The organism is Streptomyces violaceus (genome assembly GCF_036014075.1).
Lineage (GTDB): Bacteria > Actinomycetota > Actinomycetes > Streptomycetales > Streptomycetaceae > Streptomyces > Streptomyces violaceus.
The window spans coordinates 8,756,818-8,780,852 of the sequence record NZ_CP107911.1; the positions used below are offsets into that span (position 1 = coordinate 8,756,818).

A 24,035-nucleotide genomic window follows, 5' to 3' on the forward strand; every position below is an offset into this window, starting at 1 on the left:
ATGGCGGCGAACGTCTACGCCTCGGCCACGGACGGCGGGTCGGGTGGTGAGCCCGCCCAGACGCGGTCCGGTACGGGGGTGCGGACCGCGGGCGCCACGATCGACTGCCCGGACGTCGGCAGCCGGCTGACCTCGGTCCCCGAGCAGGCGCGGGCGGAGGTCGACAAGGAACTCGCCCTCCTGGACGAGCAGATCGCCAAGGCCTACCAGCGGCTGAGCGAATCGGCACAACAGATACAGCAGGATTCCGGCTTCGCCGACAACGCGATCATGAACCCGCTGAAGGAGAAGCGGGGCGCGACCCTCGAGCGCATCGCCATCGCCATCGACCGGGTGGGCGACCGCCCCGAGGGACTGGACGCCCTCGCGGCCTGCACCGTCCGGGATTCCGGCAACCAGGCTCCCGAGCAGGGCGAGGGCCAGGACGGCGGCGGCGAAGAGCAGCCCGGTCAGGAGCAGGACCAGGGCGGCCAGGAGCAAGGGAACGGCCAGGGTCAGGGCCAGGGCAACAACGGCGGACAGGCGGGCAACGGACCGGTCGCCGCCGACTTCGCGGACATCACCAGCGTCCAGCCCAACGTGAACAGCCCCCGCCAGCAGGGCAACGCCTCCCGCGGCACCTTCGCCACCAGTTGCGGCGTGAACGAGAACGGCCTGTTCAACTCCGACAACATCATCGCCGCCCCGGGTGTCACCAACGGCGCCCACCACTTCCACGACTACGTCGGCAACCAGGCCAACAACGCCTTCGCCAGCGACCAGGACCTCGCGAACGCCGGTACCAGCTGCGACGACCAGGGCGACAAGTCCTCCTACTACTGGCCCGTCCTGCGCGTGCAGAACGGCACCCAGGAGCAGGACGCCAACTCGCCCGGCGGCGGCATCGAGGGCAACGCCGGCGCGATCGTCACGCCGAAGCAGGTCACGCTCGACTTCGTGGGGAACCCGCGCGACAAGGTCACCGCCATGCCGCGGCTGTTGCGCATCATCACCGGCGACGCCAAGGCGTTCGTCAACGGCACGGCCAATGCCAACGCCTCCTGGAGCTGCACCGGCTTCGAGGACCGGCAGCTGAAGGACAAGTACCCGCTGTGCCCGAAGGGCAGCGACGTCGTGCGCTCCTTCAAGTTCCAGAGCTGCTGGGACGGCCGCAACATCGACAGCGCCAACCACCGCACCCACGTGGCGTTCGCCGACGCCTCCGGCGCGTGCCCGTCCGGCTTCCGGCCGATTCCGCAGCTGGTCCAGCGCATCGTCTACGACGTCGACGCGCCGAGCCTGAAGGACGGCGGCCGTACGACACCGCTGTTCGCGGTGGACTCCTTCCCCGAGCAGCTCCACAAGCCGGTCACGGACCACGGCGACTTCATCAACGTCTTCGACGAGGACCTGATGGGGGAGATGGTCGACTGCATCAACGACGGCCGGAAGTGCGGGGCCGGAGCGGAAGCCGAGCCGGGCGAGAAGCCGAGTCAGGAGCCAGGGGCGGGCGAGGAGCCGAGTCAGGAGCCGACGAAGACCCCCGGAGCTCCGCAGGAGCAGCCCACCCGCACGCCGGACGCCCCGAAGGACGGCAATGCGGGCGGCAAGCCCGGCGACACCGGTAATGACGGTAAGGACGAGGCCTCCAACCCGCCGGCGACGGACAAGCCGGCCCCCGAACCGGAGCCGAGCGACTCGCCCGCCGACGAAGCCGAGGTGTACGCGACGCCCTCGGCGAAGTCCGGTGACCAGGGCGGCTCGAGGGACGGCACCGGCGAGGACTCGGACGGCCTCGGCCAGTCCCAGGCCGTCGGCACGGCGACCAGCGCCGCGGCAACCCCGGCGGCCCCGCCCCGGACCGAGCCCCAGGCGGTCGGCAGCGGCAACCTGGCCGACACCGGCGCCCAGCTCTGGCCGGCCGCGGCGGGCGCCGTACTCGTCCTCGCGGGCTTCGTGGTCCTCCGCCGCGCCAGGCGCAGCTGACACGGCAACGCCCTGACGTGCCCCGAAAACGGCGGCGGGATGCCTCCTCGGATCCCGCCGCCGTTCTCTCGCGTCCGTGCCAGGGCGATACGTATCCGACCGGCCCGGCCTCCGGCGCTTGGCACCCTTCGGCGAACCCCGAAGCGCTCACCCTCTAGCGTGACCCCATGAACATCACCTGGAACGCTGCACGCGGTACCGGCGGCGGAGTCGCGGCGTGACCCCCTGGGAGATGGCGGCCGTGTTCGCCGCAGGCACCGGTGCCGGTGCGGTCAACGCCGTCGTCGGCTCCGGAACGCTGATCACCTTCCCGGTGCTGCTCGCCACCGGCCTGCCTCCGGTCACGGCGACCGTGTCCAACGGGCTCGGGCTGGTTCCCGGCTCGATCAGCGCGGTCATCGGCTATCGCGAGGAACTCCGAGGCCAGGGACGGCGCGTCCTCCTGCTCGGCATCGGTGCCGTGCTGGGCGGCCTCGCGGGCGCCGTGCTGCTGCTGACCCTGCCCGCCGCGGCCTTCGAGCGGATCGTGCCGGCCCTGGTGGGCCTCGCCCTCGTCCTGGTCGCCTGCCAGCCCCTCATCGCCAAGCGAGTGCGCCGCCGGCGCCGTACGGGCGGCCCCGCCCGTCCCGACGGCGGTCCGTTGCTGTTCACGGGGCTGACGCTCGCCAGCGTCTACGGCGGCTACTTCTCCGCCGCGCAGGGCATCATCTACGTCTCCCTGATGGGCATGCTGCTCGACGAGACGCTCCAGCGGCTCAACGCCGTGAAGAACGTGCTCGCGGCCGTCGTCAACACCGTCGCCGCCGTGCTGTTCCTGTTCTTCGCCCACTTCGACTGGACGGCCGTGGTGCTCATCGCCGCCGGATCAGCGCTCGGCGGCCTCATCGGAGCCAGAACGGGCCGCCGCTTCAGCCCGGCCGTGCTGCGGACGCTGATCGTGTCGGTCGGCACGGTCGCCCTCGTCCACCTGGTGCTCCACTGACCCCGGCAACTCCACACCGACGGAGGGCCTGTTCGTCCTGGCGGGTACGCAGGGCGCCCGGGGAGGGAGGACCGCCGGTCCTCCCTCCCCGGGCGCATCGTCTCCTCCTGCTCGGACAGGTGGCCGCCGGCGTCTATGTCGACGTTGGGCGCGTCCTTGACCTTGTCCTTGGCGTACGGCACCTCGAGATGGTCCTCGACGAGGGCCGCGTCGTGGATGGGCACGAAGGACTCGCTGGTGCCGAACAGGCCGGTCCGTACGCTGACCCACTCGGGCTCGCCGGTGACGTCGTCGAAGAAGACGTGCCTGGCGTCGCCGATCTTGTCGCCCCTGGCGTCATGGACCGGGTGGTCCAGCACAGTGGGAATCTGCTCTCGGGTGATCATTCTGTAACTCCCAAAAATGTTGATAAGGAACCGGACCGCCCGCGGCGACGGCATACGCCGTCCCCCACCGCGCTTCGGCGCGGCCGGCCGGGTGCCGGGGGCTCGCCGCCGACACCTCGTGCTCCGGCGTCCGGCCCATTCGCACCCTCCTCGATCAACCACACCGACTAGGCCAAAATAGTAAGAATGGGATTTTTCGGACTAAGGGGCTCGGGTCGAGGTGCGGAGCCGCCGCAAGCGGCCGGTGCCGCAAGGGAGTTGGAGCAAAGTTCAGGAAGACGCCGAACGCGCCCCCGCCTGTGGTCCCTCGGCGTCGATGTGCGGCACCACCCGGTCCAGCCACCGCGGCATCCACCAGGCGTGCCGCCCGAGCAGCGTCATCACGGCCGGCACCATGAGCAGCCGTACGACGGTCGCGTCGATGAGCACGCTGACAGCCAGCCCCAGCCCGAGCATCTTGACCACGATGTTGTCGCTGATGATGAACGCCGCGAACACGCTCACCATGATCAGCGCGGCACAGGTGATGACCCGGGCCGTGATCTCCAGGGCGTGCGCCACCGAGGCCTTGGCGTCCCCGGTGCGCAGCCACGCCTCGTGGACGCGGGACAGCAGGAAGATCTCGTAGTCCATGCTGAGGCCGAAGATGATGGCGAACATCATCATCGGCACGTAGCTCTCGATGGGCACCGTGCCGTTGACGCCGAGCGCGGGGCCGCCCCAGCCCCACTGGAACACCGCGACGACCACGCCGTACGACGCGGTGATCGACAGGACGTTCAGGACGGCGGCCTTGACGGCGACGAGCAGGCCCCGGAACACGGCCAGGATGATCAGGAACGCCACGCCCACCACGACGGCGATGATCACGGGCAGCCGGGCGGCGACGATGTCGCGGAAGTCGACCTGTGCCGCCGTCGTGCCGGTGACATAACCCTTGGCGTCCGTGCCCTGGACGGCATCCGGCAGCGTGTCGTCGACGAGGCGGTTGGTCAGATCCGTGGTCGTCCCGCTCTGCGGGGACTGGGCCGAGTAGACCGTGCCGATCAGGACGTCACCGTCCTGGGTGGGCGTCAGGGGAGTGACGACGACGGCGCCTTCGACCGAGTCGAGCGTCGTCTGGGCACGCGAGGCCAGATCGTCGCGCTGCGAGTCCGGTACGTCCGTCTGGTCGATGACGACGGTGAGCGGACCGTTGGACCCGGGTCCGAACGCGTCGCTCATCAGGTCGTACGCCCGCCGGTCGGTGAAGGAGGTCGGGTCGGCGCCGTCCCCGATGTGGCCGAGCCGGATCGACAGCACCGGGATCGCGAGCACCACGATCACGGCGACACCGGCCGCCAGGAACCACAGCGGCCTGCGCTCCACCCGCTGCGCGTACCGGTGCCAGGTGCCCTGCGGCGTCTCACCAGTCTCGGCGTCGGTCTCGGCGACGGGGCGGCGCACCCGGTAGCGGTCGATGTGCCGGCCGATGAGGCCGAGCAGGGCCGGGACCAGGGTGAGCGCGCCGATGACGGCCGAGACGACGGTGACGGCGGCGGCGAGTCCGAGCAGGGCGATGAACGAGACCCCGGACGCGGACAGGCCCGCCAGCGCGATGATCACCGTGCAGCCGGAGACGAGCACGGCGTGGCCGCTGGTGCTCGCGGCCTGCCCGGCGGCCCGCACCGGGTCCATACCGTCGATGAGGTTCTGCCGGTGACGCGTGATCAGGAACAGGGCGTAGTCGATACCGACCCCGAGGCCGATCATTGTGGCCAGGGTCGGCGAGACCGTCGCGAAGGTGAACGCGACGGCCAGCAGCCCGAGGATGGCGAGACCGCCGACGACGCTGATCAGCGCGGTGAGCAGCGGAATGCCGGCGGCGATGACGCTCCCGAATCCGACCAGCAGCACGATGACGGCCACACCGAAGCCGATCAGCTCGCTCACCCGGTCGTCGGCCTCCGGCCGGGCGAGCTCGCCGAGCGGCCCGCCGTACTCGACCTCCGCTCCCGCCGAACGCAGCGGCTGTACGGCATTGTCGACGCCGCTCAGGTAGCCGGCGCCGAGAGTCGAGGGCTGCTGGTCGAAACGGACGGTGATGTACGCCGTCTTCTCGTCGTCCGACAACGGCCCGACGTTCTGCTGCTGCGACTGCCCCGAGGGCGAGCCCTGGGCGGACAGCGGGTTCTGTGCCGACAGGACGTGCGGGAGCTTCTCCAGGTCAGCGACCGTGGTGGACATCTGTGAGCTCAGCGCGGTCAGGGGCTGCTGGTCGTCGTGCAGCACGATCTGGCTGCTGTAGCCGCCCGCCTGTGGATCGTGCTGCTCGAGTACGTCCAGGCCCTTCTGGGACTGCGCCTGGGGCAGGGTGAAGTTGTCGGAGTACGTCCCTCCTGAGACATGGTTGACGACCTGGAGAGCCACCAGCGCCACGAGCCAGGCCCCGATGACGATCCCGAAGTGGCGTGCGCACCACTCGCCCAGCCGCCGCAGCAGACCCGCACGTGCGGGCTTGCTGTCCCCTTCACCGGTGCGGGTGTGCGGCATGGACGTCACTCCTGTGTCGGCCGAGAGGTTCGGTGCCGTCCATTAGAGGCGCGGGGTGTCACTCCGGCGTTCCTGGCGCGCGGACTCCTCGCCACTCCGGGCGGGCGTTCCCCCAGGTGGCCGCCGGGGGAGCGTGGCGGCCCGTCGGCCAAGGCGACCGCCGAGGAAGGCCACGTCCAGCGCCCCGGACCCCAGGGCGACGCCCAGGCCGACCAGCGCGCTGCCCGCCGCCTGCGCCAGGCCGTAGGAGCCCGTGCCGGCCAGCGGTGCGGTGCCGGCCGCCGCGACCGGGATGAGGCCGGAGAACAGGGTGGCGCGTTCCGCGCCGATCCGCTGCATGCCCATGTACCAGCACACGAATCCGACCACGGTGACCACCACCGCCTGCCACAGCAGCGCGGCGGCCTCGGCGGCGTCCGGACGCCGCAGCCACCCGGCCCCGTCGACCAGCACTCCGACCGCCGCCGACTCCAGTGCGGCGACCGCGCACACGGTGGCGGACAGCAACCGGGGCCCGAGCGGCCGAAGCACGGGTACGGCGAGCACGGCGAATCCGACCTCCCCCGCCAGGGCGCACACGGAGAAGGCGAGGCCCGCGCCGTCGGTGCGCCCCCAGCCCTGGACGGCGCAGGCACCGACGGCCACGAGCAACGCCCCGTACAGGACCGCCCGCTTGGGCCCGCGTCCGTCCAGGAGGGGCACGAGCACGGCGACGACCACCGGCGCACAGCCCACGAACACGCCGGGAACCGCCGGTTCAGCCGTGCGCTCCGCGGCGATGACGGCCAGGTTGAAGCCGACCATGCCGATCGCGGCGAGCAGGACGAGACGGACCCACTGACGAGGCGCCAGCGCCCTCAGCCGGGCGGTCGATCCCTCCCCCGCCAGGGGCAGGAGCAGCAGACAGGCCAGCCCGTAGCGCAGGAACTGGCCGCCCGCGTACGGGTACTCGCCCAGGACGCTGTTGGCCGTGAAGGAGGCTCCGACTAGGACGCAGGCGAACGCGGCGAGCAGTGCTCCCCGCGTGGTGGTGACGTTCATAGCGGCGACGCTAGGCAGCGCGGCGGCCCGGTTCGAGGTCCACTCCCGTCCCGGCTTCGTGGACCAATCCGGCCCGGGCCGCCGCCTCCGGGTCAGCCGATGTGGTAGCTGTCGCCGTAGACCTTCCAGTCCAGCGGCGGGTCGAGGTCGAGGTTCCGCTTGCGCAGGAAGACGCGCTGCGCCGTGTCGACCCGGCTCGTGTCGCTGTGCGCTTCCTCCTGCCGCATGGCCCACACCCGCGCGTCCAGGAAGGCGTCGAGGTACGACACCTCGTCACCGCCCCACGCCGGCGGGTTCGCCGTGCGCAGCGCACGCTTGCGGATGTTGCTGAAGCTCAGGGGGTCGTTGCCGTCGCCGTGCATGACGATGGCGTCGTAGTACGCGAACTGGCCCAGCACCCGCAGCCCGTCCGCCTTGCCCTGCCGGACCGCCGGGCCGAAGTACACCCGGTCGCGCTCGTCGTCCTGCGCCCGCCGGAACGCGGCGTCACGGGCCGCCCGGCGCCAGTCGCCGGGGAAGCCCGGGTCGAGTCCGTCGTGCGAGTCGGAGCCGTCGACCTCGCGCAGCGCCGGCAGGTACCTCGCGAGGACGTTGCCGGGCTTGCGGTCGGTGTAGAGCTCGACCAGGTCGAGCATGTCGCCGGTACCGGAGCAGAACCCGATGATGCCGGCGGTGTAACCGCGGCCGTCGCCGATGTCCTCGATGTACTGGTACTGCGCCTTCCAGTCGAGCGAGGAGTTCTCCGCGCTCGACACGAGCCGCATGGCGATCTCCTTCTTCGCCGGGTCGTCGAGCCCGATCGCACGGACGGAAGCCGTGGCGTGCGGCGGCTTCAGGAACGGAGCGGCGGCGAGGGCGACGCCGAACAACGCCAGAGCGGTGCGGCGCGGGGTCGGGTGTCTCACGGGGCCTCCAGACAGAGTGGGGGTGGGGAGAGCTGGCCGTGCAGAACTGATAGGAAGGTTTCCTATCACTGTCCGCGTGTCTCCGGAACCGTCAGATGCGAAGTTCGTATGCTCGAACGAGCCGGCTGAGCACCGCCACGGGAACCAAGGGCCCGCCCCGCACGTCAACTCTTTGCCCAGGGAGGCCGACCGGTCTCGGAGGCCGGCGAGAGAGGGGAATCGCGGTGGACGACGCGACGTCGCAGCAGGGGAGCGAGGCGGAGGCCGCAGCACGCCGGGCCCGCTTCGGCGCGCTGCCGGAGCCGGTTCGCGTGGAGGAGATGGTCGAGGAACGAGCCGCGAGCGCCCCCGACCCAGCGCGCACCGCCTACAACCAGGACGAGTGGCTCGTGCGCTACTGCCTGTGACGCGACCCTACGAGCGGCTCTTCGCGCCCAGGTCGCGCAGCCACCGCACGACGTCGTCGGCGTCATGGGCGCGGGCGATGTCGAGCGGTGTCATGTCGTCGTAGCCGCACCAGCCGGCGTCGGCGCCGTGCTCGTGGAGATACCGCGCGGTGGGCAGATGCCCGCCGTGGCAGGCGCCCCAGAAGGCGCTGGTGATCTCGTCGGGCGAAGGGCGCTCCCCGGCCTCTACGCAGTCCCGCACCCGGTCGAGCAGGCCGAGCGTGGCGGCGTCCTGGAGGGTGGTGCGGGCGCCGTGCTCGACCAGCCGGCGCGCGGCACGCCACTGGCCGAACGCGCGGGCGTCGGCGAGCGGCGTGCCACCGGCGATCACTGCCCCGGGGGCCTCGATGTCGGCCCCGGCGGCGATGAGCGCGTCCAGGACGGCCACGTCGTTGCTGCTGGCGGCCCAGTGCAGCGGCGTCTCCGTGTGCGCACCGCCGAACCGGGCGTCGGGATCGGCCCCCGCGGCGACCAGGGCGGCGACCACCTCGGGCCCGCGGGGGAAGTGGCCGGGCCAGTCGGTCGCGATGTGCAGCAGACTGCGCGTGCCCTTGCCGTCCTCACCGTGCTCGGTGATGCGTGCCGTGGCCAGACCGGGATGGTCGGCGAGCAACTGCCCGAGTCCGGGCAGATCGCCGGCCCGGATCGCTCCGGTGACGGCGACGGCCAGCGGATCCTGTGATGTCAGCGTCTGCAAGCCGGCCTCCCGATCGCCGTCCAGGGCTTCCGATTCTGTACGACGACGCCCCCGCACACCACGCTCCGTGCCCTTAGCACTCACTCGCGAGGTCATGCCCGACGACATGCCCGCAGGCCCCGCGAGGCGTAGCGTCCGGGTAAGAGCGGGAGGACAGCATGTCCGCGAGCGACGCGCCGCCCGGGGGCGCCGGGCCGCTGGACGCCCTGGGGGTGGCCCTGGCCGACACCGTGCGCGGAACCGGAGCCTCGATCGGCGGCCTGTACCTGATCGAGGAGGCGGAGCCCGTGCTGCGCCTGGTCGCGCTGTGCGGTCTGCCGATCGCGTTCAGCGCCCCCTGGCAGCGGCTGCCCCTGACCGCACCGGTCCCGGTCGCCGACGCGATCTACGAGGACGCACTGGTCAGCATCGCGAGCCAGGAGGAGATGGCCCGCCGCTACCCCCGCGCCGCCGCGGTCCTGCCCTACCCGTTCGCCCTGACCGCCGCTCCGCTGGCCGGCGTACGGCGCCGCTGGGGCGGCATCGTGCTGATGTGGCCCGCCGTGCGTCCGCGCCGCATCACGCCACGCGAAAGCGGCCACATCACCTCCAGCGCCCGCCGCATGGCCCGCCTGCTGGACGCCGCCGCAGGGCCGCCCGCCCTTCCCGACCAGCCGCGCATCGTCCCCGTCGACGCCGCGCACCACCCCGTGCAGACCGGTCTGGCAGCCGCCGACTACCTCGAACGCCTCCCCGAAGGCGCCCTCGCCCTCGACCTGGAGGGCCGTATCGCCTTCGCCACCGTCACCGCGGCCCGACTGCTCGGCCGCCCCGCCGACCGGCTGCTCGGCACCCGGCCCTGGCAGTCTCTGCCCTGGCTGGACGACCCCGTCTACGAGGACCACTACCGCACGGCGGTCGTCAGCCGCACACCCGTGTCGTTCACCGCGCTCCGCCCGCCCGACCTGTGGCTCACTTTCCAGCTCTACCCGGACTCCAGCGGGATCAGCGTCCGCGTCGTCCCGAGCGGAGAGCGGAACGAGGCCCCTGCACCGCCCGCCACCGCGCGCAGCCCCGCGGCGGCACCGACGGGACGCCTCTACCAACTGGTGCACCTGGCCGCCGCGCTCGCCGAGGCGGTGACCGTGCGCGACCTCGTGGCGCTGAGTGCCCACCAGATCCTGCCCGCCTTCGGCGCCCAGGGCCTCGTGCTGTCCGTCGCCGAGGCCGGACGTCTGAAGATCACCGGCCACCACGGCTACCCGGCCGACGTCATGGACCGGCTCGACGCCCTGTCGCTGGACACCGACCTCACCCCGGCCGGCCAGGTCCTCGCCAGTGGCACCCCCGCCTTCTTCGCCGGCCCGGCCGAGCTGGCCGCCAACTACCCCGGCGCACCCCAGATCAGCGGCAAACAGGCCTGGGCGTTCCTGCCGCTGATCATCTCCGGCCGGCCGGTGGGCTGCTGCATCCTGTCCTACGACCACCCGCACACCTTCACCGCCGATGAACGCGCCGTCCTGACCTCCCTGTCCGGTCTGATCGCCCAGGCCCTCGACCGCGCCCGGCTCTACGACACCAAGCACCGTCTCGTCCACGAACTGCAGCGCGCCCTGCTGCCTCGGGCCCTGCCGAACCTGTCCGGCCTCGACGTCGCCGCCCGCTATCTGCCCGCCGGCCACGGCATGGAGGTCGGCGGCGACTTCTTCGACCTCCTGCGCCTGGACGAGACGACCGCGGCCGCCGTCATCGGCGACGTGGAGGGCCACAGCATCGCCGCCGCCGCTCTCATGGGTCAGGTGCGCACCGCCATCCACGCCCACGCCACCGCTGGCGCCGCACCTGACCAGGTCCTCGTCCGGATCAACCGGCTTCTGTCCGACCTCGACTCCGAACTGCTCGTCTCCTGCCTCTACGCCCATCTCGACCTGGCCCGCCACCAGGTGGCCTTCGCCAGCGCGGGACACGTGCCGCCGCTGCTGCGTCACACCAGCCGCGCCGCCGCAGTCCTCGACGTCGAGCCCGGCCCGCTGCTGGGCATCGACACCGGCGGCCACTACCCGGTCACCACCGCGCCCCTGCTCCCCGGCACCACCCTCGCCCTCTACACCGACGGCCTGGTCGAACTCCCCGGCACGGACGCCACCCGGACCACGTCCGACCTCGCCGGGCAGCTGGACGCCGCCGACGGCCACGACCTGGAACGGATCATCGACCGGCTCGTCCACCACGCGACGCCCACCGGACAGCACACCGACGACATCGCGGTACTCCTGCTGCGCGCGTACCGCTCCGACGGCGACCGGGCCTGAGGCCGCTGCCCGCAGCGTTCTGGTCAGGCCGGGTCGGTATCCGTGCGGACGTGCAGGGCGACATCGCGCAGCTTGATGTTGTGGTTCTGCGAGATACGCCGCAGCACGCCGAAGGCCTCGTCCTCGCTCAGTTGGTGGCGTTCCCTGAGGATCCCCATGGCCTCTCCCACCGCATGCCGGGTCTCCAGGGCGTGCTCGAGCTGGTCGACGGTACGGGCGGTGGCCAGTGCCACGGCGGCATGGGAGGCGAGCAGCCAGCCCGCGGCCTCGATGTCCTTGCCGAAGGCCCCCGGGCGGCGCGAGTAGAGGTTCAGGGCGCCGAAGTTCTCCCGCTCGGTGTAGAGCAGCACACCGGTCATGCTGCCGATCCCCAGATCGCGGGCCGCCCGGGAGAACCGCGGCCAGGACGGCTGCGGCGTGGTCATGTCGGCGATACGGAACAGCCGCTCGCCGTCCACACGGCGGGCGGCGTCGAAACACGGCCCCTCGCCCAGCTCGCCCTGGAGCCGGTCGGACTCCTCGACCATGTAGCCGCACACGGCCAGCGTCACGGCCCGGCCCTTGGACACCGTCAGGATCCCCGCCGCGTCACAGCCCTCGACGAGCTTCACCGCCGAAGCGGCGATCTCGTCCAGCGTCGCCTGAACCGAGTCCTGGGTCACCAGATCCCGGGCAAGCTGCGCCATCTGCTCGGCGTACCGCTGCCACTCCACCGCCACCACCGCCTCGCTCACCGGTCCCGACCACCGTACTCCGGGCCACGCCGCCCGTCCGTGCGGCCCTGCGCAGCGACGGGCGAGCGATGCCGAGGCGGCGGGACCGACGAGAGGCCCGGGCAGCCCCCACCCGCCGGTCCGGCCCGCGCCACACCGGAACCCGCCGGGTCCGGAAGCGGCGGCGCTCACCGGGCCTGGGTGTGCCGGTGGTGGTGGGGCTGGGTGTGCCGGTGCCGGCCGGGCTGGGTGCGGTGGTGTCCGTCGGTCTGGGTGTGCCAGAGCCGGCCGGGCCCGATGCGGCGGCGTTCACCGGGCCTGGATGTGCCGGAATTCGCCGGGCCTGGCATGGCGACGATGCCGGAGTTCGGCGGCCGGATGCCCCGGAATACGTCGGCGCATCCGGGGCCGTACCCGGCGGCCGGGCCGGTCAGCGGTACGCCGTCAGCAGCAGGGCCACGTCGTCCGGCCGCTCGGGGGCGCGCCGGGCCGTCCTCACCAGCCGGTCGGCGAGATGCTCCACCGAGTCCGCCGGGGTGCCGGCCAGAGCACGGCGGACTTCCTCGATCCCCGTCTCGATGTCGCTGCCGGGCTGCTCCACGAGCCCGTCGGTGTACAGGGCGAGGACGCTGCCGGGGGCCAGCGTGAGCGCGGTGACCGGATAGACCGAGTCGGGCTGCACACCCAGCATGACCCCGCCCACCAGGTCCAGCGGCTCCGCGCGCCCGTCGGGGTGGCGCAGCAGCGGCGGGGGATGGCCGGCCCGCACGGCGAGTGCGCGCCCGGTACGCGGGTCGAGTTCGATGTAGCAGCAGGTGGCGAAGACGTCCGACTCCAGCTCGGCCAGCAGCCGGTTGGTGTGGGTGATGACCTCCTGCGGCGGCCGCTCGCTCGCGGCGAAGGCGTGCACGGCACTGCGCAGCTGGCCCATCACCGCGGCGGCGCCGACACTGTGGCCCTCGACGTCCCCGATCACCAGGGCCACACCCCGCCCCGTCGTGATCACGTCGTACCAGTCGCCGCCGATGGCCATGCCCTGGGTGCCGGGCAGATAGCGGCCGGTGGTGCGCAGCCCCTCGACGGCGGGCAGCCGGTGCGGCAGCAGCCCCTCCTGGAGGCCGCGGGCGACGGCGGACTCCGAGTCGTAGAGCCGTGCCCGCTCCATGGCCTGGGCTGCCAGCCCGCTCAGCGCGGTGAGGGCGGAACGCTCGTCGGCGGTGAACCGGTGCGGGGCGTCCCAGCCGAGGATGCAGGAGCCGACGGGATGACCGGAGGCGATCAGCGGCAGGAACGACCAGGCGTGCATCCGGTCCAGGGCGATGCCCGGGTAGGCGACGGAGAGGTCCTCGGGTGACTCGAAGAAGAGCGGGAGCCGCGTGGTCAGCGCATGGACGCCGGGCAGGTGCGTGTCGAGGGCGACGCCCTCGAACTGGGTGAGAAAGCCCTCGGGGTACCCCGACTCCCACTGCAGGTACATCCGGCCCTCGCGGACGGTGTACAGGGCGAGTTCCCGCGCGCCGAACGCGGGCAGCAACTGCTCGGACACGGCCCGGCACACGTCCTGCACGGTGACCGCCTCGGTGAGCACGCTCGCCATCTGCACCACGTGGTACAGCGCTCCGGCCCGCGCCGCCGCGACCGGCCCGGTCGGCGGCGCCACGGCCGCGGTGCCCGGCACGGGACCGGCGGACGACCCGTCCTCGCGCTCCGCCTCACCTCCGGTGGGCGGGACGGTCGGATGGACCCGGCCGGTCAGCCCGTGCACATCCGGGTACAGCACGAAGCTCAGCCAGTTCCCGGCGGGATGCCGCACGAGGAAGGACACCTGCTCCTGCGACAGCATCGCCGCCCGGTAGCGGTCCTCGTACGCGGGATCCCGGAGCCAGGTGATCACCTCCCACGGGTAGCGGCCCAGAAGCTCTTCCCGGCCGGCGCCGAGCAGTTCCTCGCAGCGGCGGTTGCCGTACGTCACACGGCCGTCCTGGTCCAGGGAGAACAGCCCGTCGGGCAGCCGCTCCGCGGCCTCGGCCGCGGTGAGCCCGCCTGCCGCGTCCACGAGGGCGCCCACCAGGATCCGGGCGGAGCCGGAGCCGCCGCGCACGAGATGGCCCCACAGCTCGACGGGCCGGTAGCTGGTCTTCCCGCCGCCGACGGCCTCGTCCCGGACCCGGAAGCGACGGGATCTGACCCGGCCGTGCGTCAGCGCGTCCTGCCGGCTCGCGCGCAGTTCGTGCAGGTCGTCCGGGCTGACGCGGGCCTCGACGGCCGCCATGGTGCCGTCGAAGTCCGCTCCGGCGATGCCGAGGAGCGCGAGGGCCTCGTCGTCCGGCGTGCACCGGTCGCTGTCCAGGTCCCAGTCGAGAAGCCCGACCCGCACGGGGTGGACGGCGGCCGTGGGCAGCCGCACGCCGACGGGTTCGTCGTCGTACTCGATCGGGTAAGGACCGGAGCCCGAGCCGGACGGGCCGACCGCGAGGCGTCCGAGGCGCTCCTCCAGATCCTGCTCGGCGGGGCGCAGCGCGAGATCCACCGCCTCCGCGTCCGTCGGCGACCGGGCGGCCGAGCGCAGCACGACCAGCACGCCCACGGCTTCCCCGCCGGCCCGGACGGGCTGGTAGGCGGAGCCGAAGGAGTACGGCAGCCCGGCGGTGAAGTGCGGGAAGCGCACCATGGTGGCGCGCTCGTCCGGCAGCCACAGGGTCTCGTCGCGCCGGTAGGCCTCGGCCATGGGCAGGGCGCCGCTGATGGGCACCCGCCACCACGACCTGAGCAGTGACCGGGGCACCCCGGTCACCAGGGCCAGCACCAGCGAGCGCCGGTCGCGGGAGCGCAGGTAGACAAGGCCGCCGTACCCACCGAGGTCCCGCACGGCCGCGATCAGCGGAGCGGTGAGGGCATCCTCGACCCGGCCGGTGTCCCCGGTCCGGGTCCGGCCGTCACCCCCGCCCCGGCCCGGGCCGCCGAGAGACCGCGGCCCGTCCGGTACGGCGGCTGCCTCATCCATCTCGCGTCCTCCCGGTACGGACGCACCGGACACCGATCGCTCCCCATCAGGATGTGTCATCGTCGGCACTCCGGCGCGGCAAGTGCAACCTTTCGGTCGTCACGGGCGTCTCACCCGATATCAGCAACACGCAAGCCTCGGGGGCGAAAATGGTACGAATCAGAACAGCATGCGCGACTCTCGCGCTCGTGGGTGCCACGCTGGGAATGGCGGCGGTCCCGGCCGGCGCGGCTCCGGTCGCCACCCGGCAGGCGACCCAGGCCGCGTCGTGCCCGACCGGCTGGGGAAGTCTCGCCAAGACCGACACCAGCGCCACGATCGCGCCGGTGAGGGACGTCAGGACCGGCCGTCACAGCTGCTTCGACCGGATGGTCATCGACCTGCCCGGCGCGGGCGGCGACGTCGGCTACTCCGTCCGCTATGTCGACCGGCTCCACCAGGACGGATCGGGTCGCCACATTCCCGTGGCCGGCGGAGCCGTCCTCGAGGTGCGGGTGGCCGCGCCCGCCTACGACCCGGAGACCGGCGCCGCCACGTATCCCGGCCGGGTGGCGCGCCCGCTGCCGGGCGTGGACCTCACCGGCTACCGCACCTTCCGGGACACCCGCTTCGCCGGCAGCTTCGAGGGGGAGACCCAGATCGGACTCGGCCTCCGCGCCCGACTGCCCTTCCGTGTGCTGCAGCTGGACGACCGCATCATCGTGGACGTCGCCCACAGCTGGACCGCCACGAGGTGACGGCACAGCGCGCCCGGTTCTCCGGAGCCGGGCGCGCGGGTCCAGGCGATCCGCAGGGAGGCGACAGGGCAAGCGCCTCAACGGTGATACGTCCGCTCGGTCCGCGCCCACCAGGGCCCCCGCGCCTACCAGGGCCCCCGCGCCCGCCCGGCGGGACCGCTCTCACCGGCCGCGCACGCGCCCCAGTTCCGCCAGGGTCCGTGCCGCGGCACCGGCCAGGCGGGGCCGGTTTCGTACGAAGCGGCGGGCGGCCCGGGCGGGCTCCCGGCCCAGCCAGTGGACGGCTCCGGCCGGCACAGGCCGTACCACCGCCCCTTCGTACACCCGCAGGTCACGGGTCTTGAGCGACTCCTTGTAGCGGGCGGGGCCGCTCCCCAGGTCGACCGTCTCGACGCCGTCGGCAGCCGCGGCCTCCAGCATCCTCAGCTGCAGCACGAGACCGGGGGAGTACTTGGCGTAGGCGCGGTCGTACGCCGGGAACCACCAGCACAGCACCGTGCGCGAGCGCAGACCGAAGTGCGCGGCCACAGGCCGGTCAGCGGCGTAGAGCACGGACAGCACGCCACGGCACTCCGGTTCCTCGCTCTCCCCGAGCAGCGCCACCAGCCGGGTGATCCACTCCTGCGCGAACCGGTCGCGCCGGCCGGTCCGCCGGTACTGCGCCGACTTCCAGTCCATCAGCGCCCGCAGAGCGTCCGGATCCAGGGCGTCGTACACGAACCGAACCTCGCCGACCTGCCGGGCCAGCTTGCGCTCCTTGGCCAGGGTCTGTCTGAGGAAGCTCGGCGACTTCGCCCGCAGCCGCTTCGTGTACCGCTCGAAGCCCTCGCCGATGTCGACGACCGGCGAGGCGAGTTGCTCGGCCGCGTGGGGCACGAACAGTCCCTGGCCGGCTTCGAGGTTGTCGAACTCCCAGGACGACAGTGCGCAGGACCGCAGTAACCCGCGCGCGTCGAGCCGGATCCCGGGCCGTAACACGGCCCCCTGGCTGTCGGACACACCGAGCCCGATGGCCCGGCCCTGCCCCAAGGGGCCCCTCTCGTAAGGGAAGAACCCGACCGGGGAGCCGTCGTCCAGCAACACCGCCACTCTCGCTCCCGGCCTGACCTGCCCCACCAGGGTGGTGAACGCCGGGTCGAGAAAGGGATTCGCGGGGGCCGCGGACTCCGTCCGGATCTCCCGCCACATCTTCTGGTCGTTCGGGCCGAGTTCGTCCGGCCTCAGAACGAGAACGCGCTTTCCAGGCAACTCTGCCTCCTGTGTCATCGGCATGGGACACACGAAGGCCTGCACATCACCGCGAATCGGCACCAGGCAGTACTCAGGCCGCACGGCGCAGGCCCTTGTCGGTACTGGCGTCACTCAGCAGCGGAACGTCTGCAGCTCGACGGCGTTCGGGGCGGATCCGACCGTCCCCGCGCACCGGCCCGTCCCCGCCGCCCGGATGTCCGTACCGCCCCGGTCCACCACGGGCGCCCCGGTCACCACCGCGCTCGCCCCGGCCGCGCCCGCGGCCCTCGGTGTCCGTGCCGCCAGGTGCCGGAGCGACGGCTCCTCCTCGCACGGACAGGGCTCCCCGGCTCCTTCAACCTCAGGCGTCGAAGCCGCACCGGTTGCCCGCACATCCACGGCTGCTGTGGCCGCGGCCCCCGCCGTGCGCTCGCCCTGCGACGTGAGCCCCGGGACGACGAGCCGCAGCAACAGCAGGCAGGCCACCAGGCCCACCAGCGCTGCCCATCGTCGCCGCACCATCAGACCCCCCGACACGGCCGGCTGCGCCTACCAGTAGGCCGAGCGCGTCTCGCCCCCGTCAAGCCCTTGTGGGCCGATTCGCCCCGCTCGGCCAGTTGCTGCCGAAATCCAACGGAAAGCGCTGCCGCCCTTCTCGCGGGATCAGGTCAGCGGCTGCCGCCGGGCGTGCTCAGTACCTCGCCCGCCTTCGGCGCCCGGATGTCGAGCGGCTCGTCGAAGGCGCTGAACGAGGTGGTGGTCTGCTGCGCGCCGCTCTTGTAAACGGTCTTGAGCAGGTAGGGCTTGCCCTCGTCGGCCACGTAGAAGGTGTACGTCCCTTGCTTGTCCGCCTCGTCCGTCACGATCAGCTCGACGGCTCTCGTATCCCCGACCTGAGCGGAGCCGCCCTTCTTCGCCGTGCCGAACGAGTCGAAGGGCCGTTCGCACGAGGTGAGACCGTCGCCCGAACCGGCCGGGTCCACCGGCGTCTTCACCCACAGTTTCTGCTCGCCGGTGACACCCGGCGTCTTCTTCCACTTCTGCAGGTAGGCCCGGTTCGGCCGGACGTAGTCGGTCTCGCCCAGACGGATCTGCTCCAGGGCACCGCCTCCGGGCATCTCCGTCTTCGACCTGCACCGGCTGTCCAGGTCGGTCACGAGATGGCTCGTGACGGTACCGCTCGTCGTGCGGTTGGTGATGTCGACGGTGACGGAGTCCAGCTTTCGCATCGTCGCGTTGGCCTCGTCGAGGAGGTCGCCGGCGGACTTGTCCTCGCCGCTGCCGCCGGAGCCGCACCCGGCGAGGGCGGCGCCCGCCAGCAGGCACGCGAGCGCGGTCGTCGTCACGGTGGCAATGGCCCGCACGGAGCCCCCCTGATGTTCGTGTCGGCCGTTGATCAGCAGGGGAGCCTACCTGGCCGCCGGTGCGCGCGGCGGACAGGCCGGGTTCATGCGCCGGTACCGGCCTCGCGGACCAACTCGATCGCTCGGCCAAGGGTGTCGAGCCGGTCATCCAGGGTCTCCCCGGCCGGGTAGAGACGGACCGTGTCCACACCGGCGTCCCGCCAGACACGCAGTCGCCGCCGCACCATCTCCTCGGTGCCGATGAGCGTGGTGGCCAGCACCATCTCATCGGTGACGAGACCCGCCGCGCCGTCCCGGTCGCCCGCCTGCCAGCGCTCCCGCACCTCCGCAGCGACCTCGGCCCAGCCCTGACGGCCGTAGGCCCGGTTGTAGAAGTTGGTCGACGCGGAGCCCATGCCGCCGAGGCTGAAGGCGAGTTCCTTCCTCCGGCCCGCGACCATGGCGTTGAGCGCCTCCTCGTCCCGGGCGAACGCGACCTCGGCGCCCTGGCAGACGTCGAACCCGGCGCGTCCGCGCCCGGCGGCGGCCAACCCCTCGTCCAGCGGGGCGAAGTAGGCCTCCGCCGCGCCCTCCGGTACGAAGCTGGTGCCGAGCCAGCCGTCCGCGACCTGGCCGGTCAGCCGCAGCATGGCGGGCGACAGTGCGGCCAGGTAGACGGGGACGGGGTGCTCGGCCCGCATCGACAGGCGCATCGGCACCGCCTCGCCGCCGGGCAGCGGAATCCTGAACTCGGAGCCCGAATGGGAGATTTTGCCGCCCGCGACCACCTTTCGCACGATCTCCACCGTCTCGCGCGTCCGGGCCAGCGGACGGGCGAACGGCACCCCGTGCAGGCCCTCCATCACCTGCGGTCCGGACGGGCCCAGACCCAGCAGGAAACGCCCGCCGGACAGGTTGGACAGGGTGATCGCCGCCTGGGCGAGGGCCACCGGCGTGCGCGTCCCGACCTGCATGACCGCGGAGCCCAGCAGCATCCGTTCCGTGCGGGCCGCGTAGAAGCCCAGGGCGGACGGGGCGTCCGACCCCCACGCCTCGGCCACCCAGCAGACGTCGAGCCCCAGTTTCTCCGCCTCGACGACGAAGTCGGCCTGCCGGGACCAGGAACCGAGGGCCGCCGCCTCGACGGTCGTCGCCGTGCGCATCACGCCTCCGCCCGCTGCCTGATGTGCTCCAGCGTGGCGGTCATGCCTCGCTCGAACTCCCGCAGTCTCACGAACACGATCTTCTGCTCCTTCTCCGGCATGGCGTCGATCGCGAAGGAGAGGCCGGAGCGCCCCGGCCCCATCCGCATCCACTGCGACAGTTCGGTCCCGCCGTCCCTGGGCTCGAGCCCGAACCGCCAGACGGCACTGGGCTCGGCCGGATCCCCGACCGCCCAGGCGAACACCCGCTCCGGGTCACAGGCGACGACCGTGGAGGTCGTCTCCCACTCGCCGAACGACTCGTGCCGGCTCCGGCCGGTGAACCGCGCCCCGACGGCCGGCCCGGCGGCTTCGTCGACCCACCCCGCCCACTGCAACTCCTCGCTCAGGTCCGGCATCCGCGTCACATCCGACACCAGCGCCCACACTCTCCCCGGCGGAGCGGCGATCCACGTCGTCACCTCCACCGTCGGTTTGTCCGCGTACCGCGCGCCCGTCCACTCCATCGCGTGCCGGCCTCCTCGTCGACAGGGACTGTGACGGTAGAGTTTCGTAATAAGACTCACCAGGTCAAGAGAGCGTGTGTGTCCATTCCCTCAAGGGGTGGTGAAGGCGGGCGCCGATGTGCCCCGGTGCGCGGAACCGCGCTCGCAGGGCCGCGTACGCTACCGATGGCTGGACCCCGAGGGATCTTCACGTCTGACGTGCCCGCCGGTGGGGAGCCATCAGGGACGGCAGTGGCCGAGCCGATCTGTCGGCGGGCACCATGATGCACGTGCCGGGCGCGGTCGCGAGGGTGCGTTCGAGCCGGCCTTCGAGCGGAGGAACGAGATGGGATCGGCGATGGGGGAGCGGGATCACCGCCGGCAGAGATGGGCGGCCAGAGGAGCCCTGGCCGCGGTCGCGCTGGCGGCGTTGCTGCCTCTCGTCTCCGGCGGTCTTAAAGGACTGCTGCTGCTTCTGGCCGGCCTGGTGGGACTCGCCCTGACCGCGGCGGCGCTCTGGTGGATCCTGTCCCGCCGAGGACCGGCACGCATGGCGGCGGCCGTGCTGGCCGTCGTCGCCCCCGTCGGCGTCATCACCCTCTTCGCCGCCGCGAATCTGATCTGGGTGGTCTTCGCCTCGCTGCTGCTGTGGTGCCTCGCGGTCTGGAGCGGCCGCTACGCCCTGCGCAGCACGGGTCTGCGGCCGATGCGGGTCAAGGAGTACCGCACACCGCCACCGCAGCGCCCCTTCATCCTGCTCAACCCGCGTTCCGGCGGCGGCAAGGTCGGGAAGTTCTCCCTGAAGGAGAAGGCCGAGGAGCTGGGCGCCCAGGTGGTCCTGCTCGACCCGGACCACCATCAGGACGTCACCGCCCTGGCCAAGGCCGCCGTGGCCGACGGAGCCGACCTCCTGGGCGTGGCGGGCGGCGACGGTACGCAGGCGATGGTCGCCGCCGTCGCGGCGGAACACGGCCTTCCGTTCCTCGTCATCTCGGCCGGCACACGCAACCACTTCGCCATGGACCTGGGCCTGGACCGTGACGACCCGTCCACCTGCCTCGACGCCCTCACGGACGGGGTCGAACTCCGCGTCGACCTCGGCTTCGCCGACGGTCGCCCCTTCGTCAACAACGCGTCGTTCGGCGTCTACGGGGCCGTCGTCCAGAGCCCCGGCTATCGCGATGACAAGGTGGGCGCCGCGCTGGAGCGGCTGCCCGAGCTGCTCACCCGGCAGAGCGGCCCGCGTCTGACGGCGAGCGCCGACGGCACCACCATCGCCGACCCGCAGGCCGTGCTGGTGAGCAACAACGCCTACCGCATGGACGACCCGTTCGGCTTCGGCCGGCGCGAGCGGCTCAACTCCGGGAAGCTGGGCGTGCTCGCCGTCCGCGTGGACAGTGCCGTGGAAGCGGCCGAACTCCTGCTGTCCCCGCGCCCGGAAGGCCTCACCGTGCTCACCGCCCAGCACGTCGTCGTCGACGCCGACGAACCGCATCTCGAAGTCGGCCTGGACGGCGAGGCGCTCACCCTGCCCGCCCCCGTCCACTGCCGCATCGCACGCCGGGCCCTGCGTGTCCGGGTGCCCCGCAACCGCCCTGGAGTCCCCGAGGCGCCACCGCGCCTGGACTGGCGCCGGCTCCGCAAACTGGCGGCCGCGGTCGGCCGTACCGCCGCACCCGCGCGTTCCCGGCGCTCCTGAGCCCGTAGGTGCGAGGTCCCCCATGCCCGAAGCGGCACGGGGGACCTCGCACCTACGCTCAAGCGGGCTACGCGCCCTTCGGCGCCGCCTGCTGCACGACCTCGAAGGACCAGAGGGTCGAGTCGCTCGCGGCGGGCTTGGGGCGCTCGCCGCCCTCGCCGCCGCCTTGGTGCGCGGCCTTCATGGGCCCCTCCATCCAGGCCTGGAACGACGCCTCGTCACGCCACCGCGTGTAGACGAGGTAGGTGTCGGTGCCCTCCACCGGGCGGAGGAGCTCGAACCATTCGAACCCGTCGGAGCTCTCCACGGTGTGCGCGCGGGAGGCGAACCGCTTCTCCAGTGTCTCCCGCTGCTCGGCGGGCACGGTCAGCACATTGATCTTGACTACGCTCATGGCCCCATCTTGCCCGATGTCAGGTCCGAGCCGACCGGGACCTGCACTCCCGTAGGTTTTGAACGTGTTCAAATATGAGCTAGGGTCGATCCCGCACGTCGAGGGGGAGACCTTCATGAAGATCGTGATACCCGGCGGGACCGGGCAGGTCGGCACGGTCCTCAAGCGCGCGTTGAGCGCCGCCGGACATGACGTCGTGGTGCTGAGCAGACGCCCCGCACACCAGGACGAAGTGCACTGGGACGGTGCGACCCCGGGGCCGTGGGTGGAAGAGATCGACGGCAGCGACGTCGTCGTCAACCTGGCCGGCCGGAGCGTCAGCTGCCGCTACACCCCGGCCAACCTCCGCGACATGATGGACTCGCGGGTCGACTCCGCCCGGGTCGTCGGCGAGGCCATCGCCAAAGCCGCCCGGCCGCCCCGGGTCTGGCTCCAGATGAGCACCGCGACCGTCTACGCCCACCGTTTCGACGCGCCCAATGACGAGGCCACCGGCGTGATCGGCGGAGCCGAACCCGACACCCCCGGCTACTGGGCCTACAGCGTCGACATCGCCAAGGCCTGGGAGCGGGAGCAGGAGGCGGCCGACACGCCGGACACCAGGAAGGTGGCCCTGCGCGCCGCCATGGTGATGAGCCCGGACCGCGGCGGTGTCTTCGACGTCCTGCTGAGACTCGCCCGGCTCGGCCTCGGCGGCCCGGTCGCCGGCGGCGCACAGTACGTGTCCTGGATCCACGACCAGGACTTCGTCCGGGCGGTGGAGTTCCTCGTCGCCCGGGACGACATCGCGGGCCCGGTCAATCTCGCCGCTCCCGCGCCCTTGCCGCAGCGCGCCTTCATGCGCGTCCTGCGTACCGCCTGGGGGATGCCGGTGGGTCTGCCCGCGACGCGCTGGATGGCCGAGGCCGGCGCCTTCGTGCTGCGTTCGGACACCGAACTGCTGCTGAAGAGCCGACGCGTCGTCCCCGGCCGTCTGCTGGAAGCGGGCTTCGATTTCGAGCACCCCGGCTGGCGGGAGGCCGCGGACGACCTCGTGCGGCGGCTGCGCGGCCGGGGCGATCAGTGAGGGTGAGCCGACGTCAGCTCTGACCCTTGCCCTGCTCGAGGGCCTGTCCGGTCATGTCGGTGACCTGTCCGGCCGGGGGTGCGTCCGCTTCCACCTCGGTTCCGAAGTCGGTGAACTCCATGAGGGTGCGCACCTTGACCTTCTGCGGCGAGGACGAGGCGTCGGTGGAGGAGCGTTCCGTCGACGTCGGCGCGGCCTGAAGGGTCATGTCGAACTGCTGGCGCCGCATACGGCCCTGTTCGTCGAGCCACACGTCCATCGGCAGGGTCGGACCGACCTGCTGCCGCAGGGTGTCGCCGTTGGGCAGCTTGGCGACGTCGACGGAGACGCGGTAACGCGTGGTCTCGACCCCGTCGATGGTGGCCGTGCCCTTCTTGGTCACGTCCTTGTCGGTGATCCCTTTGGCGTACGCGGCGGACTGTGCCGGGTCGCTCATGGACTGGTCGCCGCCGCCCTGCCGCCCGGCGACCTTCCCCAGGTCGATCTTGATCCAGGGCTTCTTGCCCGGCGCCTGTCCCTTGGGCATCTTCTGGTACAGCACCTGATCGACCACGCGCTGCTCGATCCGCTGCCCCTGCACCGTGACCGTCATGACGCTGTCGCCGTCGTCCAGGTCCACGGCGCCCTGTCCGTTCGCGGTCGCCGAGTCGCTCCGGGCCGAGGTCCGCACCTGCAGCTTCACCCGGGCGGTGTCCTCCTCGGCCGTCCTGTCGTAGGCCGAGCGCACCGCCTGGGTGCCCTGCTCCTGTGTGCCGCCCTTGCCGGAGGAACCCCGCGCACCGTCGCCCGTGCCGTCGTCGTCGCCGCAGCCGGTCAGCACCGTTCCCGCCAAGACACCGGCGACGCCTAAGACACAGACCTTCCTGCCCTTCCCTGCCCTGCTCATCGAACCAGCTCCTCTCAGGTGTGGTGCCACCCGAGTGCCCATACCGGGCATGAACACACGTGCCCGCACG

The 24,035-nt window shown here is 72.2% G+C and carries 20 protein-coding genes and 1 pseudogene; 7 read left to right on the forward strand and 14 right to left on the reverse strand.

Going from position 1 to position 24,035, the window contains the following annotated elements; all coding sequences use genetic code 11:
* Both OG542_RS39550 and OG542_RS39555 read left to right on the forward strand, forming a co-directional pair.
* A complete protein-coding gene (locus tag OG542_RS39550; protein WP_328418318.1) occupies positions 1 to 1,965 on the forward strand; it encodes a DUF1996 domain-containing protein in 1,965 nt (654 codons plus the stop codon).
* A gap of 217 nt (positions 1,966 to 2,182) precedes the next feature.
* Positions 2,183 to 2,947, forward strand: coding sequence for a sulfite exporter TauE/SafE family protein (locus tag OG542_RS39555; RefSeq protein WP_328417552.1), 765 nt, complete (start codon positions 2,183 to 2,185; stop codon positions 2,945 to 2,947).
* 101 nt (positions 2,948 to 3,048) lie between these two features.
* On the opposite strand, the pseudogene OG542_RS39560 reads toward OG542_RS39555, so the two are convergent.
* The 4 genes and pseudogenes from OG542_RS39560 to OG542_RS39575 form a co-directional block, all read right to left on the reverse strand.
* Positions 3,049 to 3,333: pseudogene (locus OG542_RS39560) on the reverse strand (PRC-barrel domain-containing protein); the annotation flags it as partial.
* Positions 3,334 to 3,603: 270 nt separating this feature from the next.
* Positions 3,604 to 5,865: an MMPL family transporter gene (locus OG542_RS39565; protein WP_328417554.1), complete on the reverse strand. Its 2,262-nt coding sequence runs from the start codon at positions 5,863 to 5,865 to the stop codon at positions 3,604 to 3,606.
* Between the two features lie 42 nt (positions 5,866 to 5,907).
* Complete coding sequence (locus OG542_RS39570) at positions 5,908 to 6,906, reverse strand: DMT family transporter (protein ID WP_328417556.1); 999 nt, start codon at positions 6,904 to 6,906, stop codon at positions 5,908 to 5,910.
* 92 nt (positions 6,907 to 6,998) lie between these two features.
* Positions 6,999 to 7,811, reverse strand: coding sequence for a chitosanase (locus tag OG542_RS39575; protein WP_328417558.1), 813 nt, complete (start codon positions 7,809 to 7,811; stop codon positions 6,999 to 7,001).
* Positions 7,812 to 8,035: 224 nt separating this feature from the next.
* On the opposite strand from OG542_RS39575, the gene OG542_RS39580 reads away from it, so the two are divergent.
* A complete protein-coding gene (locus OG542_RS39580) occupies positions 8,036 to 8,218 on the forward strand; it encodes a hypothetical protein (protein WP_328417560.1) in 183 nt (60 codons plus the stop codon).
* 7 nt (positions 8,219 to 8,225) lie between these two features.
* On the opposite strand, the gene OG542_RS39585 is transcribed toward OG542_RS39580, so the two are convergent.
* Positions 8,226 to 8,954, reverse strand: coding sequence for an ankyrin repeat domain-containing protein (locus OG542_RS39585; protein WP_328417561.1), 729 nt, complete (start codon positions 8,952 to 8,954; stop codon positions 8,226 to 8,228).
* 158 nt (positions 8,955 to 9,112) lie between these two features.
* Between OG542_RS39585 and OG542_RS39590 the strand changes: the two genes are divergently transcribed.
* The gene (locus OG542_RS39590; protein ID WP_328417563.1) at positions 9,113 to 11,245 is read left to right on the forward strand and encodes a SpoIIE family protein phosphatase; all 2,133 of its coding nucleotides are present in this window, start codon (positions 9,113 to 9,115) and stop codon (positions 11,243 to 11,245) included.
* 23 nt (positions 11,246 to 11,268) lie between these two features.
* Here OG542_RS39590 and OG542_RS39595 read toward each other — a convergent pair whose 3' ends face one another.
* The gene (locus OG542_RS39595) at positions 11,269 to 11,931 is read right to left on the reverse strand and encodes a GAF and ANTAR domain-containing protein (protein WP_408057885.1); all 663 of its coding nucleotides are present in this window, start codon (positions 11,929 to 11,931) and stop codon (positions 11,269 to 11,271) included.
* Between the two features lie 457 nt (positions 11,932 to 12,388).
* A complete protein-coding gene (locus OG542_RS39600; protein WP_328417565.1) occupies positions 12,389 to 14,962 on the reverse strand; it encodes a SpoIIE family protein phosphatase in 2,574 nt (857 codons plus the stop codon).
* Between the two features lie 149 nt (positions 14,963 to 15,111).
* Between OG542_RS39600 and OG542_RS39605 the strand changes: the two genes are divergently transcribed.
* Positions 15,112 to 15,699, forward strand: coding sequence for an AMIN-like domain-containing (lipo)protein (locus OG542_RS39605; RefSeq protein WP_328417567.1), 588 nt, complete (start codon positions 15,112 to 15,114; stop codon positions 15,697 to 15,699).
* A 162-nt stretch (positions 15,700 to 15,861) separates the two neighbouring features.
* Here the strand turns inward: OG542_RS39605 and OG542_RS39610 are convergent, their stop codons facing one another.
* From OG542_RS39610 to OG542_RS39630, 5 genes are all read right to left on the reverse strand, one after another.
* Positions 15,862 to 16,965 carry a GNAT family N-acetyltransferase gene (locus OG542_RS39610; protein ID WP_328418322.1) on the reverse strand — a complete coding sequence of 368 codons (1,104 nt, stop codon included), beginning with the start codon at positions 16,963 to 16,965 and terminating at the stop codon, positions 15,862 to 15,864.
* 96 nt (positions 16,966 to 17,061) lie between these two features.
* The gene (locus OG542_RS39615) at positions 17,062 to 17,451 is read right to left on the reverse strand and encodes a hypothetical protein (RefSeq protein ID WP_328417569.1); all 390 of its coding nucleotides are present in this window, start codon (positions 17,449 to 17,451) and stop codon (positions 17,062 to 17,064) included.
* Between the two features lie 146 nt (positions 17,452 to 17,597).
* The gene (locus OG542_RS39620; RefSeq protein WP_328417571.1) at positions 17,598 to 18,293 is read right to left on the reverse strand and encodes a hypothetical protein; all 696 of its coding nucleotides are present in this window, start codon (positions 18,291 to 18,293) and stop codon (positions 17,598 to 17,600) included.
* 83 nt (positions 18,294 to 18,376) lie between these two features.
* Positions 18,377 to 19,435 carry an LLM class flavin-dependent oxidoreductase gene (locus OG542_RS39625; protein WP_328417573.1) on the reverse strand — a complete coding sequence of 353 codons (1,059 nt, stop codon included), beginning with the start codon at positions 19,433 to 19,435 and terminating at the stop codon, positions 18,377 to 18,379.
* A complete protein-coding gene (locus OG542_RS39630) occupies positions 19,435 to 19,941 on the reverse strand; it encodes an SRPBCC family protein (RefSeq protein WP_328417575.1) in 507 nt (168 codons plus the stop codon). The genes OG542_RS39625 and OG542_RS39630 overlap by 1 nt, the downstream gene beginning before the upstream one ends.
* Before the next feature lie 325 nt (positions 19,942 to 20,266).
* Here OG542_RS39630 and OG542_RS39635 point away from each other — a divergent pair, with 325 nt between their 5' ends.
* Positions 20,267 to 21,619, forward strand: a complete 1,353-nt coding sequence (locus tag OG542_RS39635; protein ID WP_328417577.1) for a diacylglycerol/lipid kinase family protein — start codon at positions 20,267 to 20,269, stop codon at positions 21,617 to 21,619.
* A gap of 67 nt (positions 21,620 to 21,686) precedes the next feature.
* Here OG542_RS39635 and OG542_RS39640 read toward each other — a convergent pair whose 3' ends face one another.
* Entirely contained in the window at positions 21,687 to 22,013 is a 327-nt protein-coding gene (locus tag OG542_RS39640; protein WP_184598889.1) for an antibiotic biosynthesis monooxygenase family protein, read from the reverse strand.
* A 115-nt stretch (positions 22,014 to 22,128) separates the two neighbouring features.
* On the opposite strand from OG542_RS39640, the gene OG542_RS39645 reads away from it, so the two are divergent.
* Positions 22,129 to 23,079 carry a TIGR01777 family oxidoreductase gene (locus OG542_RS39645; protein WP_328417579.1) on the forward strand — a complete coding sequence of 317 codons (951 nt, stop codon included), beginning with the start codon at positions 22,129 to 22,131 and terminating at the stop codon, positions 23,077 to 23,079.
* 13 nt (positions 23,080 to 23,092) lie between these two features.
* Here the strand turns inward: OG542_RS39645 and OG542_RS39650 are convergent, their stop codons facing one another.
* Positions 23,093 to 23,965 carry a hypothetical protein gene (locus OG542_RS39650; RefSeq protein ID WP_328417581.1) on the reverse strand — a complete coding sequence of 291 codons (873 nt, stop codon included), beginning with the start codon at positions 23,963 to 23,965 and terminating at the stop codon, positions 23,093 to 23,095.
* Positions 23,966 to 24,035 lie beyond the last annotated feature (70 nt).